General features: G+C 67.2%; 21 protein-coding genes. 17 read left to right on the forward strand and 4 right to left on the reverse strand.

Annotated elements, in window-relative coordinates:
• From QZZ29_RS05195 to QZZ29_RS05275, 17 genes are all read left to right on the forward strand, one after another.
• Positions 1–329 (forward strand): P-II family nitrogen regulator (locus QZZ29_RS05195; protein ID WP_291381923.1); only part of this gene is annotated, 329 nt, incomplete at its 5' end.
• Entirely contained in the window at positions 280–2,121 is a 1,842-nt protein-coding gene (locus QZZ29_RS05200; protein ID WP_291381925.1) for an HD domain-containing protein, read from the forward strand. The genes QZZ29_RS05195 and QZZ29_RS05200, both read left to right, overlap by 50 nt.
• A 28-nt stretch (positions 2,122–2,149) precedes the next feature.
• A complete protein-coding gene (gene ffh, locus QZZ29_RS05205) occupies positions 2,150–3,742 on the forward strand; it encodes a signal recognition particle protein (RefSeq protein ID WP_291381926.1) in 1,593 nt (530 codons plus the stop codon).
• Positions 3,739–4,824, forward strand: coding sequence for an amidohydrolase family protein (locus QZZ29_RS05210; RefSeq protein WP_291381927.1), 1,086 nt, complete (start codon positions 3,739–3,741; stop codon positions 4,822–4,824). Before ffh ends, QZZ29_RS05210 begins: the two co-directional genes overlap by 4 nt.
• An 86-nt stretch (positions 4,825–4,910) precedes the next feature.
• Positions 4,911–5,447 (forward strand): FMN-binding protein, encoded by a 537-nt coding sequence (locus QZZ29_RS05215; RefSeq protein WP_291381928.1) that lies wholly within the window; start codon positions 4,911–4,913, stop codon positions 5,445–5,447.
• A gap of 11 nt (positions 5,448–5,458) precedes the next feature.
• Complete coding sequence (locus tag QZZ29_RS05220) at positions 5,459–6,838, forward strand: ferredoxin reductase family protein (RefSeq protein WP_291381929.1); 1,380 nt, start codon at positions 5,459–5,461, stop codon at positions 6,836–6,838.
• 92 nt (positions 6,839–6,930) lie between these two features.
• Positions 6,931–8,304 carry a ferredoxin reductase family protein gene (locus QZZ29_RS05225; protein ID WP_291381930.1) on the forward strand — a complete coding sequence of 458 codons (1,374 nt, stop codon included), beginning with the start codon at positions 6,931–6,933 and terminating at the stop codon, positions 8,302–8,304.
• Entirely contained in the window at positions 8,283–8,702 is a 420-nt protein-coding gene (locus QZZ29_RS05230) for an FMN-binding protein (protein ID WP_291381931.1), read from the forward strand. Before QZZ29_RS05225 ends, QZZ29_RS05230 begins: the two co-directional genes overlap by 22 nt.
• Positions 8,702–8,851, forward strand: a complete 150-nt coding sequence (locus QZZ29_RS05235; RefSeq protein WP_291381932.1) for a hypothetical protein — start codon at positions 8,702–8,704, stop codon at positions 8,849–8,851. Before QZZ29_RS05230 ends, QZZ29_RS05235 begins: the two co-directional genes overlap by 1 nt.
• A complete protein-coding gene (locus QZZ29_RS05240; RefSeq protein ID WP_291381933.1) occupies positions 8,848–9,639 on the forward strand; it encodes an FAD:protein FMN transferase in 792 nt (263 codons plus the stop codon). The genes QZZ29_RS05235 and QZZ29_RS05240 overlap by 4 nt, the downstream gene beginning before the upstream one ends.
• Positions 9,640–9,793: 154 nt before the next feature.
• Positions 9,794–10,381 carry a 30S ribosomal protein S16 gene (rpsP, locus tag QZZ29_RS05245; protein ID WP_291381934.1) on the forward strand — a complete coding sequence of 196 codons (588 nt, stop codon included), beginning with the start codon at positions 9,794–9,796 and terminating at the stop codon, positions 10,379–10,381.
• 3 nt (positions 10,382–10,384) lie between these two features.
• On the forward strand, positions 10,385–10,615 hold the full coding sequence (locus tag QZZ29_RS05250) for a KH domain-containing protein (RefSeq protein ID WP_291381935.1): 231 nt from the start codon (positions 10,385–10,387) through the stop codon (positions 10,613–10,615).
• 257 nt (positions 10,616–10,872) lie between these two features.
• On the forward strand, positions 10,873–11,403 hold the full coding sequence (rimM, locus tag QZZ29_RS05255; RefSeq protein ID WP_291381936.1) for a ribosome maturation factor RimM: 531 nt from the start codon (positions 10,873–10,875) through the stop codon (positions 11,401–11,403).
• A complete protein-coding gene (trmD, locus tag QZZ29_RS05260; protein WP_291381937.1) occupies positions 11,403–12,128 on the forward strand; it encodes a tRNA (guanosine(37)-N1)-methyltransferase TrmD in 726 nt (241 codons plus the stop codon). The genes rimM and trmD overlap by 1 nt, the downstream gene beginning before the upstream one ends.
• A gap of 128 nt (positions 12,129–12,256) precedes the next feature.
• Entirely contained in the window at positions 12,257–12,604 is a 348-nt protein-coding gene (gene rplS, locus QZZ29_RS05265) for a 50S ribosomal protein L19 (protein WP_291381938.1), read from the forward strand.
• A gap of 86 nt (positions 12,605–12,690) precedes the next feature.
• Entirely contained in the window at positions 12,691–13,305 is a 615-nt protein-coding gene (gene lepB / locus QZZ29_RS05270) for a signal peptidase I (protein WP_291381957.1), read from the forward strand.
• Between the two features lie 22 nt (positions 13,306–13,327).
• A complete protein-coding gene (locus QZZ29_RS05275; RefSeq protein ID WP_291381939.1) occupies positions 13,328–13,999 on the forward strand; it encodes a ribonuclease HII in 672 nt (223 codons plus the stop codon).
• Here QZZ29_RS05275 and QZZ29_RS05280 read toward each other — a convergent pair.
• The 4 genes from QZZ29_RS05280 to QZZ29_RS05295 all read right to left on the reverse strand — a co-directional run bounded on the left by QZZ29_RS05280 (position 13,996) and on the right by QZZ29_RS05295 (position 19,487).
• The gene (locus tag QZZ29_RS05280; protein ID WP_291381940.1) at positions 13,996–14,778 is read right to left on the reverse strand and encodes a hypothetical protein; all 783 of its coding nucleotides are present in this window, start codon (positions 14,776–14,778) and stop codon (positions 13,996–13,998) included. The genes QZZ29_RS05275 and QZZ29_RS05280 overlap by 4 nt on opposite strands.
• On the reverse strand, positions 14,775–17,024 hold the full coding sequence (locus QZZ29_RS05285; protein ID WP_291381941.1) for a TIM-barrel domain-containing protein: 2,250 nt from the start codon (positions 17,022–17,024) through the stop codon (positions 14,775–14,777). Before QZZ29_RS05285 ends, QZZ29_RS05280 begins: the two co-directional genes overlap by 4 nt.
• On the reverse strand, positions 17,021–18,127 hold the full coding sequence (locus tag QZZ29_RS05290; RefSeq protein WP_291381942.1) for a glycoside hydrolase family 15 protein: 1,107 nt from the start codon (positions 18,125–18,127) through the stop codon (positions 17,021–17,023). The genes QZZ29_RS05285 and QZZ29_RS05290 overlap by 4 nt, the downstream gene beginning before the upstream one ends.
• Positions 18,128–18,215: 88 nt before the next feature.
• Positions 18,216–19,487, reverse strand: a complete 1,272-nt coding sequence (locus QZZ29_RS05295) for a sugar ABC transporter substrate-binding protein (protein WP_291381943.1) — start codon at positions 19,485–19,487, stop codon at positions 18,216–18,218.
• Between the last annotated feature and the right edge of the window lie 31 nt (positions 19,488–19,518).

Raw genomic sequence — 19,518 nt, forward strand, 5'->3', positions numbered from 1 at the left:
TCACTGCGATCATTCAGCCCCACCGCGTGGACGAGGTCCGTGCCGCAATTGAGGCCGTAGGCGTCAAGGGTGTCACCGTGTCCGAGGCTGCCGGCTACGGCCGCCAGAAGGGCCACACCGAGGTCTACCGCGGCGCCGAATACACCGTCGACCTGGTTCCCAAGACCCGTCTTGAGATTCTCGTCGAGGATGCCGACGCCGCTGCCGTGACGGACGCCATTGTGTCCGCCGCTCAGACCGGCAAGATCGGTGACGGCAAGGTCTGGGTGGTTTCCGTGGATGACGTCGCTCGAGTTCGCACTGGCGAACACGGCGCCGACGCCCTCTAAAGAAACCCGATTCACGATGGGCCGTTCGGGCGTAGTCCGTGACGGCTCGCACGCTGAGGTCCCGCATCCCCAAGGGGTGCGGGACCTCAAGCGTGAGAGGCAAGAGCTTGCCGTCAGGCTGGCGGACCAGCCGGGTCGCCAGCGCAGGCAGGCGCTCGCCGATCTCGTCTTCGTGCGGCTCACGGAACACTTCACCTCCGTCACCGACGGGGTAGAGGGACTCACCCTCGCCGCCGTGGGCAGCGTCAGCCGCGCAGAGGCGGGTCCTCACTCGGACCTCGACCTCGTGCTCCTGCACGATGGCACCTCGGCCGGCAAGGCGGCCGCCGCCGACGTGGCGCAGCGCCTCTGGTACCCGATTTGGGACGCCGGGCTGCAGCTGGATCATTCGACACGCTCACTCACCGAGTGCCGGCAGGTGGCCTCGAAGGACCTCGCGGCGGCGGCTGGTCTCCTCGACCTACGCCATGTCGCCGGGGATGAGTTGCTCGCCCAGCAGGCGCGCTCCGCAATCCTCGCCGACTGGCGCTCGGCTGCGCGCAAGCGCCTGCCGGAGCTGCTGGCCGCCTCGCGAGCACGCGCCGAACGGTTCGGCGAGGTCGCGTACCTCATCGAACCCCACATCAAGGAGTCACGCGGAGGCCTGCGCGACTACGTGAGCCTCACGGCGCTCGCGGCGACGTGGCTCACGGATCGTCCGCACGGCATGATCGACGACGCCGCGCAGCACCTTCTCGACGTGCGCGACGCCGTGCAAACGGTGTCGGGCAAGGCCGCATACATCGTCGGCAGGCATGTGGCTCAGGACGTAGCCAACGCACTGAAGATGGCCGACACAGATGAACTGTTGGCATCGATTGCGGAAGCCGGCCGTGCCATCGCCTTCGCCGTCGACAGCACGGAACGCGGCGCCCGCCGCTCTTTGGAGAAGTCCGGAGTCGGGTCGCGCGCCTTCCTCGCGAAGCGTCGCGGCACCGCCCCACGGTACGTCCACGTCGCCCAAGGACTGATTGACGTGGACGGAGACCTGGCCCTCGCGCCGGGGTATTCGGCGGAGACCGACGCCGTGCTTCCCCTGCGAGCCGCGGCGGCGGCAGCGTCGACCGGACTCACGTTCACGCCAAGTCTCCTCGAGTCGTTCATGCGGTGCCCGGATCTGGAAAGCCCGTGGCCGCCAGAGGCGCTTGCCCGATTCACCGAACTGCTGCGCGGCTCTCAGCACCTGGTGAGCGTGTGGGAGGCACTTGATGTGGCGGGGCAGATCGTCCGGTGGCTTCCCCAGTGGGCTCCCGTGCGAAACCGTCCCCAACGCAACCCCTTCCATCGATACACGGTGGATCGCCACCAGATCGAAGCGGTCGTTCTCGCCGGAAAGATGCGCAGGCACGTGGCCCACCCGGACCTGCTGCTCTTCGCGGCGCTGCTGCACGACATCGGCAAGCAGGCGGGCATGAGCGACCACTCGGTGTCCGGCGCCGCGTTGATTCCTGGCATCGCGAAGCACATGGGCTTGCCGGAGGCGATGGGGCGCGATACTCAGGTGATCGTGCGCGAACACCTCACTCTCGCCGACTTTGCCACCTCCCGTGACGCGGAGGATCCGGCTGTCGCCACGGAACTGATGGAGCGGCTCGGTGGGCGGGCGGACCTGTTCGAGGTGCTTCGTGCGCTCACCGAGGCCGACGCCAAGGCGGCGAGTCCCAAGGCGTGGACCGCGTGGCGCGAACAACTGATCGACACCCTGACGGCCCGCGTGCGCGCCACCCTGGCCCGCGGGCCGCAGGTAGGCTAGTCGACACCGTCACGCCGAAGGGAGAGCCGTGTTCGCCAGCCTGTCCGACCGATTGACAGCCACGTTCCGCAACCTTCGCGGCAAGGGAAGGCTCACAGAAGCCGACATCGACGACACCGTCCGTGAGATCAGGCGCGCCCTGCTTGATGCAGACGTCGCCCTCCCGGTGGTCACCACCTTCACGGACCGGATTCGCGCCCGCGCGGTGGGCGCCGAGGTCTCCGGGGCCCTCAACCCAGGCCAGCAGGTTGTCAAGATCGTCCACGAGGAACTCATCGAGATTCTCGGCGGCAGTGCCCGGCCCCTGGCGATCGCGAAGTCTGGCCCCACCGTCATCATGCTTGCCGGACTTCAGGGCGCGGGCAAGACCACCTTTGCCGGCAAGCTGGCGCACCACCTCAAGAGCCAGGGCCACACCCCGCTGCTCGTGGCCGCCGACCTGCAGCGGCCCAACGCCGTGAACCAGCTCGAGGTGGTCGGCGAACGGGCGGGGGTGCCCGTGTTCGCCCCGGAGCGGGGCGTGACGCGCGAGGACGAAAAGGTGCGCGGCAACCCGGTCAAGGTGGCGGGCAACGCCATCAAGGAGGCACGCCGGCGTCAACACTCCGTGGTGATCGTCGACACGGCCGGTCGACTGGGCGTGGACCGCGAGTTGATGAAGCAGGCCGGCGACATTCGCAAGGCGATCGACCCGGATGAGGTCCTCTTCGTCATCGACTCGATGATCGGTCAGGACGCGGTCGCCACCGCCCAGGCGTTCCAGGCAGGCGTTGCCATGACGGGCGTCGTGCTCACCAAGCTCGATGGCGATGCGCGCGGCGGCGCCGCATTGTCGGTTCGAGAAGTCACGGGCGTCCCCATTCTGTTCGCCTCGACGGGGGAGAAGCTCGACGAGTTCGAGGTCTTCCACCCCGAACGCATGGCGGGACGCATTCTCGACATGGGCGACGTGCTGTCGCTCATCGAGAAGGCGGAGGCCACGTTCGACCAGGCCGAGGCCCAGCGCATGGCCGACAAGATGTCCAAGGGGGAGGACTTCACCCTCACCGACTTCTTGAGTCAAATGCAGCAGCTCAAGAACATGGGCTCGATGAAGAAAATGCTCACCATGCTTCCCGGCATGGGGCAGATGCGCGATCAGATCGACAACCTGGACGACCGCGAACTGACGCGAACGGAAGCGATCATCCAGTCGATGACTCCCCATGAGCGCGACAACCCCAAGGTGCTCAACGGATCTCGCCGCTCGCGCATCGCGGCTGGCTCGGGCACCACGGTGGCGCAGATCAACTCGCTCGTGAAGCGATTCGACGACGCCCAACGCATGATGAAGGCGATGGCCGGGGGCGGTGGAATGCCCGGCATCGGCGGCATGCCCGCGATGGGTCTGGGAGGTATGCCGGGCGGCAAGAAATCCAAGGGAAAGCACGCTCCCCAGCGCAAGGTGAAGGGCAAGTCGGGCAACCCGGCCAAGCGCGCCGCCCAGGAACGCGCGCTGCGCGAACAGGGCACGGCCGCGCCCGCATCCGGAAGCGCCTTCGGTTTGGGTCAGCCCAAGCCCGAGGAGCCGGCCTTTGACCCCTCGCAGCTGCCCAGCCTGGACAAGTACCTGCGCGGATGACGGCCTACGAACTGACCGGGCCGATTCTCGCCGACGAGGACCGGACTGTAGGCAAGGCCTGGGTGGTGGGCGGACGCATGACCTACGAACGCCCGACACATACCGACGTCACACGCGTCGATGGGTGGGTCATTCCCGGTCTGGTCGACATGCATTGCCACCTCTCCGTGGGTCCCTCCGGCCCGGTCGATGGGGACCTCGTGGTGAAACAGGCGATGATCGAACGCGACGCGGGCGTCCTGATGGTGAGGGACACCGGCTCCGCATCGTCGCTCGATGTGCTCGACGGCCGACTCGACCTTCCCAAGGTGTACCGCTCTGGCCGGTTCATCGCGCGGCCCAAGCGCTACCTGAGGGGCTACGCCGTGGAAGTCGAACCCCACGAACTGCCAGCCGAGACGGCTCGCCAGGCCAGGGCGTCAGGGTCCTGGGTCAAGATCATCGCCGACTGGATTGACCGCGACCTTGGGGACGACGCCGACCTCACGCCACTGTGGTCCGCGCAGCAGTGGTCCCAGGCCGTCGCCGCGGCGCACGCCGAAGGCGCGAGGGTGACCGCGCACACCTTCGCCACCGAGTCCCTGGACGCGCTCCTGGACGCGGGTTTGGACTGCATCGAACACGGCACGGGAATGACGGGCGTCCACATGGAGCGCGCGGCCGCCGCCGGAACTCCCGTGGTGCCCACGCTGCTCCAGATCGCGAACTTCGTCTCCTTTGCGGCACAGGGTGCGGAGCGTTTCCCCAGGTTTGCCGCCCGCATGCAGCGCATGTATGACCGCAGGTATGAGCACGTTGCCCAGATGCGTGAGGCGGGCGTCACGCTGCTCGCGGGAACAGACGCGGGGTCGTCCATCGCGCACGGTGACGTCGCGCGCGAGGCGCTGGAGATGGCCAAGTGCATGCCCGTGGCCGACGTGCTGGCTGGCGCCACGTGGAGGGCGCGGAAGTTCCTGGGCGCCTCCGTTCTCGAGGAGGGCGCCCCGGCAGACCTCGTTGTTCTCACAGCAGACCCGCGGCTGACGATTGAAACGTTGGGCGCTCCTGCCGCAGTCATGCTTGAGGGTCTCCTCATCATCTGAACGCGCTCTGAGCGGTCTGTGAGGAATTGACACCATCCTGGATCTATCGCACCATCCCTTGCGGTGCCAGCGGTGAAGGAGCAGTCGTGAAGCGCAATCGAGCGGCACTGGTCACCTCGGTATCGACCGCCATGTTGGGTGCGGGCTGGGTCGCAGGAGTCGTCGGCACCGCCGTGGCCAAGCAAGACGACGCTGTGACCACCACTATCGGTGCGGTTGGCGCCCCGTCGCCCTCAGCTGGCACGTCCACTGGCACGTCGGCGTCGCCCTCGCCAAGCTTTGGCACCGATCCGTCGGCCGGCGCGTCGGCCTCCGCTCCCGCTCCGGCACCGGCCCCGGCGGGGCCGTCCGGGACCTTCGACAGCGCGACCGTTCACACCCGCTACGGCAACTACCAGGTCGCGCTCACCATCGAGGCGGGCAAGATCACCACCATCTCGATGCTGCAAAGCGGTGCCAGCGACGGGACCTCACGACAGATCGCCGGAAGCGCCCTGCCGACGCTTCAGCAGCGGGTGCTGTCGGCGCAGACCTACAACGTCCAAGGCGTCTCGGGTGCCAGCTACACGTCGCAAGGTTTTGTCGCGGCCGTGCAGAATGCGATGCAAGCGGCGGGCATCTGATGGCCGTCGACGTGAGAGTACCCATCACCACGGACACGTACGAGGACCGAGCTGAGACGGACTCGGCGTGGAAGGACACGCTCGAGAGCATCTTCTGGCTGACCGGAGTCGGCGCGCTGTCCCTGATGCTCGCGACCGGCGCGCCCATCGGGAGCATCGGCGACGCGCTCACGACCATCGGCCGCGCCACGGGAATTGTCGCGGCCACCATGATGATGGTGCAGCTGCTCGTGATCGCGCGCGTCCCCGTCATTGAACACCGCCTCGGCCACGACCGCGCCGCGCTCCTGCACGGCAGGCTCGGCCGCATCGGCTTCATCGTGATCTGTGTCCACGTAGCCACGCTGGTACTCGGCTATGGGGCGCGTGTGAACACTGGATGGTGGGATCAGGCGTGGTCGTTTGCCCTGCACTTCGGCGACGAGATGACACTCGCGGTCATCGGGTTTTGGCTCCTCATCGCGGTCGTGGCGACGTCGCTTGCGGCCGTGCGTACCCGGTGGAAGTACGAAAGGTGGCACGCCGTCCACATGCTCACCTACATCACCATCGCGGTCAGCATCCCGCACCAGTTCGTCAACGGCACCACGTTCTCCGGCTACGCGTTCGCCGCCACCGACACTCTCGCCCGCTGGTACTGGGCGATGATGTGGACCGTCAGTGTTGGCGCGTTCCTGGTCTATCGGTGGCTGCGGCCACTGTGGCATCTCTTGCGGCACCGCATCACCGTCGCTCGTGTGGACCGGAACTCGGACGGCACCATCTCGGTATGGATGACGGGTCGCTTGCTCCAGCGGATGCACCCAAGGGCCGGGCAGTTCTTCATGTGGAGGTTCCTCAGCCGCGGCATGTGGACCGAGGCCCACCCCTTCTCCCTGTCCAGGTCGCCTCGCGGCGATGTTCTCCGCATCACGGTCAAGCCGGTGGGAGACCACACCGCCGCCATCTCCGACCTGCTCCCTGGCACCAAGGTGATGGCAGAGGGTCCGTTGGGTCGATTCACGGCCCACCACAGGCGAGCTCACGGCACCGTGCTGGCTGGCGCGGGTTCCGGCATTGCCCCGATGGTCGCGATCCTGGAGGAACTGGATTCGTCTGGCCCCATCGTGGTGTTCCTGAGGGCCCGCGACGCTTCGGAGATCCCTCACCTCGACGAGGTCAGGGAGCTCGCACGCGAACGCGGCGCCACCCTCTACCTGCTTGAGGGTCGGCGTTCCACCGGCTGGCTCCCGCAGGGACAGGCCGCCACCATGACGCAACTTGTCCCGGCGATCGCGGCCTCCGACGTGTACGTGTGTGGACCGGAAGAGTGGGCCAAGGCCGTGCTTGACGAGGCGCGAGCGTGTGGGGCGCCGGAGGAGCACCTGCACCGCGAGGAGTTCGCCTGGTAGACCCCTCCGTTGGGGAATGCGGTCCGCGCATCGCGTGTTGCGCACGTCAACCAGGGGCATAGCCCGGGGTGACGGCCTGAGGAGGACAACCGATGACGCCAGCCTCAGTGCCGAGCCCGTGGCTGATCGCGGCTCGTTCCTGGTGGGCCGATATGGCCCACGGCTCCGTCTACGTGGTTGTCGCGATCGGCGTGGCCTTCTTCCTCGCGGACGGTGGACTCCAGACGTTCGCCACCATCGACTACGTCTACGCGACCGGGCGCGCGCTCGGCATCGTCGCGGCGGCGCTGATGCTGTTCCAAGTGTTGCTCATCTCCCGCGCGCCGTTCATCGAACGCGGAATGGGCCACGACCGTGCTGCGGCGCTCCACACCCGCACCGGCAAGGTCGCCATCATTGCGATGGCGTCTCACGCGTCGATCATCAGCTTCATGAGCGCGTACTACGCGGACGTGAGCCTCTTCACCCAGTTGACAAACTTCTTCACCAGTCACTGGTACCTCGCTTTCGCGCAGGTCGCCCTGACGGTGTTTGCGATCGTGTTCGTCACGTCGCTGCTGATCGTGCGCTCCCGGTGGCGCTACGAAAACTGGCACGCGGTTCATCTGCTCACCTACGTGGGCGCAGCGTTCGCCATCCCGCACCAGTTCCTCGAGGGATCGACGTTTCGAGACGGCGGCGCCGCGTGGTGGTACTGGCTGGCTCTTTACCTTGTGGCGTGGGGATCGCTCCTCGCGTTCCGCGTGGTGGCCCCGCTCGTGCGCTTCGCCACACACGACATTCGCGTTGCCCGCGTGACGCAGCTGGCGGACGGGTCCACGTCCGTGGAGATGAGCGGCCGCCAGTTGGACCGACTCGGGGCACGGCCAGGGCAGTTCATGCTGTGGAGATTCCTGGACCGGGGCCGGTGGCGCGACGCGCACCCGTTCTCGCTGTCGAGCGCCGCGAGCCCCACGGAGCTACGCATCACCGTGAAGCCCAGCGGCGACGGTTCCGCCGGGCTTGCCGGGGTGGAACCCGGGACCCGGGTGCTGATCGAGGGACCCTTGGGGATCTTCAGCGACGCGTCGCGTACCCGGCCCGGCGTCGTCCTGGTCGCGGCAGGCATCGGCATCACCCCCATCCGCGCGATGCTCGAAGGAATCGACCCGGCCCACGGCCCCGTGGACGTCATCGTTCGGGCCCGCAGCCGCGCCGAGGCGCCACTGCTCGACGAGGTTGAGGAGCTTGCGGCGGACAAGGGCGTTGCGCTGCATGTGGTGCTTGGCGCTCGGGGAGAAGGGTGGGCGGCGACGGACCACCCCGCCACGCTCGAAGGCCTTGTGCCCGACGTCGCGGAGCGTGACGTCTACATCTGCGGACCGCGCCCATGGGCCGCGGACGTCGAACGGGAGGCACGCGCCGCAGGCGTGGGTCGAGAAAGCGTCCACCGAGAGGAATTTGCATGGAGCGGGGTCAAGGCATGACGACGATGCAGGCAGTGGTGTGGGTGGGCGCGTCGGCGTCGCTCTTGGCGGCGTGCTCGTCTGGGACCGCACACCCAGACACTGCTGAGCCGGTGGCCGCAGGCGATGTCGTCTACAACGACGGCGTCTACGTTGGCCCGCGCGTGGAGAACATCAAGGGCGGGTATCAAGCGCAGGTCACCATCAAGGATGGCGTGATCACGGCTGTCGAACCCGTGGAGGCGGGGACAAGTGATCCCGAGTCCCTGAGGGTCAACGCGTTCGCCGTGCCCACCATCGTCGAGCGCGTTCTCCAGGCACAAAGCGCCGACGTCGAGTTCGTGTCGGGATCGTCCTATACCTCGCCGGCGTTCATTGAATCCATCGCCGGTGCCCTCGACGAAGCCACGGTGGCATGATGCGGGCCTCGCGACTGGCGGTGGTGGTGGTCGCGTGTGGGGTCATTCTTGCCGTGGGCTACGCTGCGGCACCCGAGCCGCTTCCTATGCTAGAACTCGTGACGCCCGCGTCGACGTCCGCACCCGCCACTCAGGAGGCCGCTCCGTGACCGAAGTGCCGCCGTTCTCCTCCACCGTGACGGCCATGGGGATGCCGTTCGTGGTGCAGATCCAGATGCCGGCGTCCGAAAGCGTGGCCAACGCCGCGGTCGCGCGCTTCCACGACGAACTCAAGTGGGCGGACGAGGTGTTCTCGCTGTTCAAGGAGGAGTCATACCTGTCGCGCCTGAACCGCGGCGAGATCTCCGTGGACGAGTGCCCAGAAGAAATGTTCGAGATCTTGAACGCGTGCGAGTGGTACCGAGCCAAGACCTTGGGAGGGTTCGACGCCCGGCGTCCCGACCACATAGATCCCACCGGCATCGTCAAGGGCTGGGCGGTAGCACGCGGTTCAGCCGCGCTCGACGACGTCGGCGCTGCGTCCTGGATGATCGGCGCGAGCGGCGACGTCCTGGTCTCGGGTGAGGGTCAGCAGTGGCGCATCGGTATCGCGGATCCTCGCGTCAGGGGTGACCCGACCGGGCATCCCGTGGTGGACGTCGTGATGCTCGGCGGCAAGCTCCGGGCGTTGGCTACGTCCGGTAGCGCCCAGAAGGGCCTCCACATTTGGGACCCTGCTACAGGGCAGGGCGCAGCGCACTACCTGTCCGTGTCGGTCATGGCGGACAACATGGTCGATGCCGATGCCTGGGCCACGGCGATCGCCGCCGGCGGCGAAAATGTGCTGTCCGCGGCGCTCGACGCCGGTATGGAGGCCATGGCGATCACCGCCGAGCGTCCGGATGGCACCTACGGCGCTTACGCGTCGTCCGGCTGGCCATCGATCCTGCCCGCATAGCGTTCGCGCGCCTGGTCAGGACTCTGGCATACTTGTCCGTTGGCGCTCGCGGCCCTCTACCCGCTGGTGACTATTCGTCTTGTCAGGCGAACCGGTTCATTTCCCGGACCGATTCCGCCCGACTCACACCGAATCCATAGGAGCAATACCGAAAATGGCAGCCAAGATCCGACTCAAGCGCTTCGGCAAGAAGCGCACCCCCTATTACCGCGTCGTCGTCATGGACTCACGCGCCAAGCGCGATGGCCGCGCGATCGAAGAGATCGGCAAGTACCACCCCACCGAGGAGCCCTCGGTCATCGTGATCGACTCCGAGCGCGCCCAGTACTGGCTTTCCGTGGGCGCACAGCCGTCCGACCAGGTCAAGGCGCTGCTGAAGCTCACGGGTGACTGGGGCAAGTTCAAGGGCGACAAGGACGCGAAGAGCACCGTCAAGTTTGCCGAGGGCAAAGCCAACCCTGAGGACGCCATCAAGGCTCACGCAGACCAGGCTGAGAAGTTGAAGGCCGAGAAGTCGACCGCCAAGGAGAAGGCTGCCAAGGAGGCCGAAGAAGCCGCCAAGGCCGCCGAGTCTGCGGCGAAAGCCGAAGCCGACGCAAAGCCCGAAGCCGACGTGGTGGCCGATGAGTCGTCCGAGGTTCCCGCCGACGAGGGCACCGACGTTGACGTCGAGATCGCCGAGGGCGACCCGAGCGACGCCGACGACAAGGTCGAGGGCACCCTCGACGAGGAGGCGAAGTAACGCATGGTCCTCGAGGCCCTGGAGTTCCTGGTCCGTTCGATCGTCCGGAACCCGGAAGATGTGCGTGTCACCGAGCGTTCTGGGCGTCGCGGAGTGACCCTCAATGTGGTGGTCCACCCGGACGACCTGCCGCGGGTCATCGGCCGTCACGGCCGCACGGCGAACTCGCTGCGCACCGTTGTCGACGCGGTCTCGCGCGATGACGTCCGTGTCAACATCGTCGACGTCGACTAAGCACCGAGCAACGCGCGTGGCCCGGTCGCTTTCGGGGGGGGCCGGGCCGTTCGCGTTCTGTGCGCTACGAACCGGACATGGGTCCGACACGCCGCGCGACGCGCAGTACCGGCCGCGCGTATCGGGGTGTGGGGTCGAGAAGTGGTTCGGTGCGTCCCGGTGCGACTGCGGTGGGGCAGGCTATCTCGGGCCTGGCGCGCTCGGTGCCGCAGGACTGGGGCGTCCCGAACGCGACCACCACCCTTAGTCTTGACCCCATGAAGGTGACTGTCGCGCGCATCGGCCGCGCCCATGGACTCAAGGGGGAGGTCTCGGTCGAACTGAGGACAGACATTCCCGAGCAGCGGCTCAAGCCGGGCTCGACCCTCGAGACCGAGCCCGCCGTGGCGGGACCGCTGACCGTGGTCGCCGCGCGCATCCAGTCGGGACGCTGGTACCTGCGCATTGAGGACATCGAGACGCGCGAGGCGGCCGACTCGCTGCGGGGCGTCGAGCTTGTGGTCGAGGCGGACGAGGACGAGGAGGACGGCGCCTGGTATGTCCACGAGCTGGTGGGCCTGCGCGCCGAGCGTCCCGACGGCACCGTGGTGGGCGAGGTGGTCGACCTCATGGACATGCCGGCCCACGATGTACTGATCGTCCGCGAGCCCTCGGGGTACCGCGCAATGATCCCGTTCGTCGAGGAGTTTGTGCCCGAGGTGGATGTCGAGGGCGGCCGCGTCATCGTCACGCCGCCGTATGGCCTCCTGGAGGGTGAGGAGCAGGTGGACACGGGGGAGACGCACTAGTGCGCATCGACGTTCTGACGATCTTCCCCGAGTTCTTCTCGGTGCTCGATGTGTCGCTCCTGGGCAAGGCGCGTCAGGCCGAGCTGGTCCAGGCGAACGTGCACGACCTGCGCACGTGGGCTGCCATGAAGGCCGACGGCACGCCCGATATTCACCGCACGGTGGATGACGCCCCCTTCGGCGGTGGAGCGGGCATGGTGATGAAGGCGGATGTGTGGGGGCGCGCTCTGGACGACGTGCTGCAGCCGGGAGGCGTGTTGGTGATTCCCAGCCCCGCCGGAGTTCCCTTTACACAGGCGCTCGCGGCCGACCTGGCCCGGGCGGATCAGATCGCTTTCGCATGCGGCCGCTACGAGGGCATCGATGCGCGCGTGGCCGAGCACTACGACGCGGTGGGATTTCGGGTTCTGGAACTGTCGCTCGGCGATTACGTGCTGAATGGGGGAGAGGTGGCCGCATTCGCGATGATCGAGGCCATTACCAGGCTCATCCCGGGCTTCATGGGCAACGCCGAAAGCATCGTCGAGGAAAGCCACGCTGACGGACTTCTCGAGTACCCGTCGTACACCCGACCCGCGTCGTGGCGAGGGCTCGACGTGCCCGACGTGTTGCTGAGCGGTCACCACGGCAAGATTGAGTCGTGGCGGCGCGAGCAGCAGCTGGAGCGCACCCGCATCAGACGGCCGGACCTATTCGCCGACCCACGCGAGGGTGTGGCACAATAGCCTGTTGGTGCGAGCGGAGTTGAGACCTGCCACAGGGGGTTCAGCGGTTCCCGCGGCGCGCCGTCCTTTATCGAGTGCCGCAAGGCAAGAGATCGTGGATGACCTGTGGCAGCTGCGAGGAGTGACACATGCACAAGCTTGACGGCGTTACCGCAAGCCAGCTTCGTGACGACATCCCGGCGTTCCGTGCCGGCGACACGCTCAAGGTTCACGTGAAGGTCGTCGAGGGCACCCGCTCTCGTATCCAGGTGTTCCAGGGCATTGTGATCGCCCGCCAGGGTTCCGGCGTGGGCGAGACCTTCACGGTCCGGAAGGTTTCCTTTGGCGTGGGAGTGGAGCGCACGTTCCCCCTGCACGCACCGACCATCGACAAGATCGAGGTTGACCGTCGTGGCGACGTGCGTCGCGCCAAGTTGTACTACCTGCGCGGCCTGCGCGGTAAGGCTGCGCGAATTCGCGAGAAGCGCGAGAACTAGCCATTAACCCCTCACACGTCGCACCGGCGGAGAGGTCAGAGTTTTCTCTGAGTCGTCGTGTTACCGGTTGGCTCCGCGAGATCCTCATCGTGCTGGGTAGCGCGCTCGTCTTGTCGCTGCTGCTCAAGACCTTCGTGTTCCAGTCGTTCTGGATCCCGTCCGGGTCGATGGAGAACACGCTGCAGGTGAGGGACCGCATTCTGGTGTCGCTGTGGCGACCCGGCCCGCTCGATCTGCGTCACGGCGACGTGGTCGTGTTCCGGGACCCAGGCGGGTGGCTCGGCCCCACATCGGAGCCGGCCCCCACGGGTCTTGCCAAGGGCTGGAACGAGTTCGCAACTTTTGTGGGGCTCTTGCCTCAAGACGCAGGCGAGCACCTCGTCAAGCGGGTGATCGGCCTGCCGGGCGACACCGTCGCGTGCAACACCGCGGACGACAAGGTCACGGTCAACGGAGTGGAGCTGGTGGAGAACTACATCAAGCCGGGCACGTCCAGCTGCACGAATGCCTGGGAGGTTACCGTTCCCGCGAACCGAGTGTGGGTGCTGGGAGACAACCGCTCCAACTCCGCCGACTCGCGCGCACACCTCGGCGACCCCGGCGGAGGCATGGTGCCGATCGACAACGTGGTCGGCACTGCGTTCGTGACCGTGTGGCCGCTGGATCACTGGAAGATGCTCGACAATCCCTACCCCGGCTAGCCCGCGCCTCTAGGGTCGAGGCATGAGCGTCACCCTTGTCCGCGAGACCACTTTGTGGGACGCGGGCGCGCGCCTGGTCGCCGGCGTCGACGAGGTGGGCAGGGGAGCGCTTGCGGGCCCCGTGAGCGTCGGCGTAGCGGTGCTGACGCGGTGCACCACGTGGCCCAGGGGGCTCGCCGACTCGAAGGAGCTGAGCCCCAAGGCGCGCGAGGCGCTCGCGATGGTGATCCCCGACTTTGGCGTGGGCCGCGCGGTCGGGCATGCGAGCGCTGCGGAGATCGACGAACACGGCATTGTCGCCGCGTTGCGGTTGGCCGGGATGCGGGCCTTTGCCTGCCTGGCGTCCGACGGCATCGTGCCCGATGCGATCCTGCTTGACGGCCGCCACGACTGGCTGACGCCACCCGCCGCCGACCTGTTCTCGGACGAGGCCGAGGCTGCGGCCATCGCACCCGTCACCATGGTCGTGAAGGGTGACAGGCTGTGTGCGTCTATCGCGGCCGCCTCGATTGTCGCCAAAGTGGAGCGCGACGCACTGATGCGCGAGGCGCACGCGGGTCATCCCCAGTACGGCTGGGAAGACAACAAGGGGTACGGCGCTGCGGGGCACATGGCTGCCTTGCGGGAACTCGGTCCGAGCCCGCTTCACAGGGTGTCGTGGAAGTTGCCCGAGCAGGTGGGGGCCAGCTTCTAGGCCGGCGTTGACCACCCGATTCGGCGCTTCACGGCCTGCACGGCGGCTGGTGGCAGTCCCGTGGGTCCCACCCCAAGGTGTTCCGTGGCGATGGCGAGCAGCCTTCGTGCGGCCGTCTCCGGCGACTGCGCGACCGCCTCGGCGATCTGGGCCGCGACTATGGGGTAGGCCTGTTCGATACGTCGAAATCCGTCGAGGCGGTCAAGTGCTCCCGCCTCGTGAGACGGGAGCGTGGCACGCACGGCACGCAGCAACGCACCGACGGCTCCGTTGCGAATCACGTTGCCTGCGCTGATGCGCTCGCCGCGGCGCCACCGCCCGACTCCATGGAGGAGTTCGAAGAGGAACACCGCAATGTCGCGTTCCGCGTCCGCTTCGTTCGCCGCAAACCGGCGGGAAGCGATCTCTGCCATGGTCTCCGCGACGCCGCCACGGTCCAAGAGCACGCGATAGCGGTCGGCGACCCAGGTGCGCAGGCTCTCGAGAGTGGCGACACCCCACTCGACGAGGTGTCCGTTGCTGTAGACGGCCTTCCCGCCCCCGTGGTGCTCGACGGTCCGCAGGACAAGATCTTCAGGGTGAGGCAGCCAGACGAGACCGTCGCGGAATACCGCTGTCGCCTCGGGCTTGACGATGATGGCGATGTCGTGGTCCGACCACTCATCCACTCGAGAGGGGTCCGCCGTCGATCCCATGCCGACCACGCCCACCACGTCGCGTCGTGCTGACAACGTGGCGAGCACCCCCTGAAGCCACGCGTGGTGCTGTTCGGGCGTCACGTCGCCGACGGGAACAGTGGGCCGAGCCTGTCCCAAGCAGAGGCACGGACGTAGACGGGCACCCTGTGGCGAGGCGTGCGGGTGGTGATGGTCTGTCCGCCCTCGACCGGTTCGCCGGTCCAGGCATCGCGCCAGTTGCCGCGCGGCACGTACACGTCCCAGGAGTCGCCTGGCGCGAGAACGGGTGCCACGAGCACGTCGTCGCCCAGCGTCCACTCGGGCGGCGCGGACCACACGGCCTGGTCGTCGGAATGGTCGAAGAACAGCGGGCGCATGAGTGGGCGCGACGTGTCGACGGCCTTCTTCGCCTGCTCGGAGATGTAGGGCAGCAGCCGCTCGCGAAGAGCGACGATCTCCCGCACCTCGTCGATCACGGACGCGTCGTCGGAGAGCTCCGCGATGTTCCATGGAGTGCGATCCCGCGAGGGTGTCCGGTGGTGGTTGAACTCCGAGTGGTATTGCATGATCGGGACGAAGGCGCTCGCGGCGAACGCCCTCACATACAACTCGGCGTCAGGGACCGGACCGGAGAACCCGGCAATGTCCCAACCCCAGTAGACGATGCCAGACGCGGCGGCGTTGAGGCCAGCCCACATCGACCAGCGGAAGGCGTCCCAGGTGGAGTTTTCGTCGCCAGCCCAGAACGTGCCGTGGGCTTGGGAGCCCGTGAACCCCGCGCGCGAGAAGGTGACCGGTGCTTTGCCGCACCGCCTCATCAAGTCTCCGTACGCCTTCGCGTAGGCCACCGGGTTGAGGTTGTTCGCCTCCGCGCCGGTGCGCCCGTCGAGGTACACGAGATCCGACCCCCAGGCGTGCTCGCCGCCGTCGGTCTTGAATCCGTCCACGCCCATCTGCTCCACCAGGTAGCGACGCTTCTCAGTCCACCAGTGGGCGGCCTTTTCATTCGAGAAGTCGGGCATGAGGCTGAGTGGGAACCACCATCCGCGGTTGCGATATGGCCGCAGGGAGCCGTCGGGGTGTCGCGTCCTGATCAGGTGTCCCTCGCGGATGGCGGCGTCCGCGTCGCGTCTCGCTTGACCTTGAGGATGGGGCCTCATCTTCATGAGCGGGATTTGCCACAGCAGCAGGCGGGTGTCCTGTGCATGCAGGGAGTCCACCATCCCCTTGGGGTCCGGCCACGCGCCGTCCTCCGGGTAGCTGAAGTCCTCGAGGCGGAGGGGTCCCCCGTCTTCTCGGGGCTCATAGGCGGCGTCTCGCCACGCCGTGAACGTGCTTTCGTCACTCCAGGCCTCGATGACGATCGACCCGACGGGGATCTCGTGTTGTGCGTGGAGTGCCGCCTGACGTTCCACTTCCGCCTGAGTGTTCCACTCATTGCCGCTGGCCCAGAGGCGTAGCACCCAGTCGGGAAGTTCCTCGGGACGACCGGCGCGTTCAAGGAACGCATCCAGCACGGCGGTGGGCGAGCCCGCGAACGTCCGCACGGTCAAGGCTGCCGCCGCGTTGGCGGGGGAGGCGGTCTCCGCCTCAATGACGAGCCGACTCGGATCCGCCTCGCCCACGTCGAACCACACCCGCCGCGACGTGTCGACGTGAAAACCCCAGCCGGAGCCGCCTACGACGTGCGCGAACGGCATGGGCATGTACGTGCGCCGCATCGCGCCTTGGGACTTATATTGCTCGAACACCACCGAGTCAAGGCTGGTGCCGCGGTGATCGAGGCGGTCGAAGCGCTCGCCGAAGCCCGCCACGTGCTCGCCGCTCGCAAGGGGGAGCGAGAAGCGCACTTTGGCGACGTGTGTTGCGGTGCGCAGCGCGCTCACCGAACCGGGGACGACGCCGCGTTCGCCGTCGACCGCGACCAAACCGTCCGGCTCGTCTACCCAGCGCGCCACCTCCGTGTTCGAGACGCGAGTGCGCCGCGTGGTGGTGCCATCGGTTGCCGTGAGGCGATACGAGAGCGACACGGCAGTGGCGGCAACCTCGATCGTCGTCTCCCAGCCGCCCGACTTGCGGGCGAGCCGCGCTTGCGCCGAGGCGAGATGGCCGCCGTCGACCTGCTGGCCGCGAGATGACCTCGCCACGGGGGCGCAAGGGACGTCGAGTGTGACGCGCGAGCCGTCGGCCAGGATTTCGGTCAGGTGAAGTGTCACCTCTGTGACATCGGAGGTGGCTCGGGAGCCGATGCGCAGCGCCTCACCTGCGATGGGCAGCACCGGCCAACGCTGGTCGGTGTCGGGGGAGTAGGGATGGCCCGAGCCAAGCGGGGTGTGGCGAACCATCATCGTTCAAGCTCCTGTGCGAGGCGAAGCACCATGGCGTGGGACCACAGCAGGGGAGTGGCAACGTCTCCCCACTTGTCGACCCACTCCTGCTTGCGGTCTGGGGCCAGCAAGTGGCCGTCTACTTGTTCGGGTAGGTCAAGGGTGTCCGTGGCGGTCGAAACCGCCCATGCCAGATAGTCGGCAGCGCGCTCGGGCTCGCCGAGAGCGGCGCGCGCCAAGCCTGCGAAGCAGCTCAAGAGCGGCCACTGGCCGCCTCCATAGAACGTGTCGGCAACGAAGCGGTGCACGCCATGGTTCACCACGAGGTCCGCCTCGACGGCGTCGAGTGTGGCCCGCGCTACCGGGTGATCGGCAGGGATGAAGCGGAGGGGCGCGATCAGCGACGTGAGCGAGCCGTCCACGGCGTCGGAGCCCACCCACTTGACGAGGTGGCCGTTGGCCACGCCGTCGGTCAGCACGAAGTCGCGAATGGTAGCCGCGGTGGAGGCCGCGAGGTCGGCGCGGGCAAGATCAAGCACTCCCATCCGGGAGGCGGCTTCAAGTCCCGCCCCGATGCATCCAAGCGTGGAGATGTGGAGCCGATCGTCGTGTTCTTCCCACCAGTCGAAGCATGCGCGCTTCCACGACGAGACGAGGTAGTCGACCGTGATCGCGACAGCCTCCACGTAGGGGGAAAGGTCGGAGCCGTGGCGCGATGCGTGGGCGTCGAGAGCCCACAACCACGTGCCGAACCCGTCCAACTGGAAGTCCCACCAGTCGCCGCCGCCGGCGCGTTCGCCAGCGAAGGTGAAGCGGGCGGGAAGCATGCGGTCGTCGGGAAGGGGCTCGCCTGCGGCGGCGGCATCGACGGCCGCCCGGATGTCATCGCGGTACCGGAGGACGACGCGCGCGCACCAGGCGAAGAAGGCGTCGACCGAGGCCACTTCGCCCACCGCAGACATTCCGTCAGCGATGAAGGCGCCGTCGCGGAACCAGCAGAAGCCCTTGTATGCCGAGAACGTGGGGCTGGCGGGGTAGGCGCCCTCGGGGGTCTGGAGAGAGCGGATGAGGTCGCGGGAGTAATCGAGAAGGGCGCGATCGGGCACGAATGCGACCGGGATCATGAGGGTACTCATTTCTGGACGTCGGGGTGGGCTCGCAGAGCCTGGTGGCGGCGAATTCTGGGCGCCGCCACCAGGCTCTCGTCATGCGTCAGCCGAGCAGGTCGTTCACCTGCGAGGCAGCGGACGCCAGCGCGTCCTCCACCGACATGCGCCCTGCTGCGGCCTCGGTCAGTTGAGCGCCGATGATGTCCTGCATTTCAGCCTGATTGTCGCCAATGACAGGCGGCAAGGCGATGCCGTCAAGCGAGTCGAACACGGCCTGACGGTTGTCAGGAGAGCCCTGGTCGAGGTACGTCGCGAGCAGCGCCTCGTCCGAGATGGCGGGCAGTTCCCAACCCGCACTGAGACGCGTGTCTACCATCACCTGGGAGCTCGTGAGGTACTCGGCGAACATCTGCGCCGCCTCCTTCTGCGAGGAGTTCGCAGACACGGCCACCGCGTTGGAGAACACGGCCGACGCGTTTTGGGCGTCACCCGGTTCGACGGCGATGTCCCACCCGAAGCTGCTGTCGGCGGCTGCGCCGAACATCCAGATGCCCGAGTGCCACATGGCGAGCTTGCCATCGGCCCACAGGCTGGTGTCGAAGTCCGGGGTGCCAGCGCCCTGCTCTGCCGTCGGCATCGTCGATCCCGACTTGCCTACGAGCCACTGCGCGGCGGCGATGCCCTCAGGAGAATCGAACGCCACCGAGGTGCCGTCGTCGCTGAGGAACTGGCCGCCCGCCTGCACGAGTGCCTTGTAGAACTCGTAGTAGGAGATGGGCTGGTAGTCGCCCCACACGCCCGCACCGGTGTCGGTCAGCGCCTCGGCGGCTGCCTTCTCGTCTGCCCACGTCCAGTCGGACGTCGGGTAGTCGAGCCCGGCAGCGTCAAACAGATCCTTGTTGAAGTACAGGACCACGGTGGAGAACGACGTCGGCAGCGCGTAGGAAACGCCGTCGGTCTGGTAGGCCGCCGCGACATCGCCGCGATACACGGAGGAGTCGACGCCTTCGAGGGGCGCGAACGCGCCTGCCGACTGGTACGTCGGGTAGGTGGCGTACTCGATGTCAAACACGTCGGCCGTGGTGCCTGCGGCCAGGTCCGTCTGGAGCGCAGTGAAGTAGTCGGCGTATGGCAACGTCGTGACGTCCACCGTGATGGTGGGGTTTTCCGCCTCGAACGCCGAGACGATGGCGGCCAGGTTGTCTTCATTCCCGCCATTCGAGATGAAGTTGGAATAGGTGATCGTGACCGGCTCGGCCGCGCTCGATGTCGCGCCGCCCGACGTCTCACCGGGTTCGTCGCTTGACGAGCACGCAGTGAGCGTCAGTGCGAGGGCGGCGACAATGCCGACCCCGGCGATTGCTGACTTTTGCATGGGATTTCCTTCGGTTTATGGGTGGTGCCCG

This window comes from Demequina sp. (assembly GCF_016278765.1).
In the GTDB taxonomy this organism is placed as follows: Bacteria; Actinomycetota; Actinomycetes; order Actinomycetales; family Demequinaceae; genus Demequina.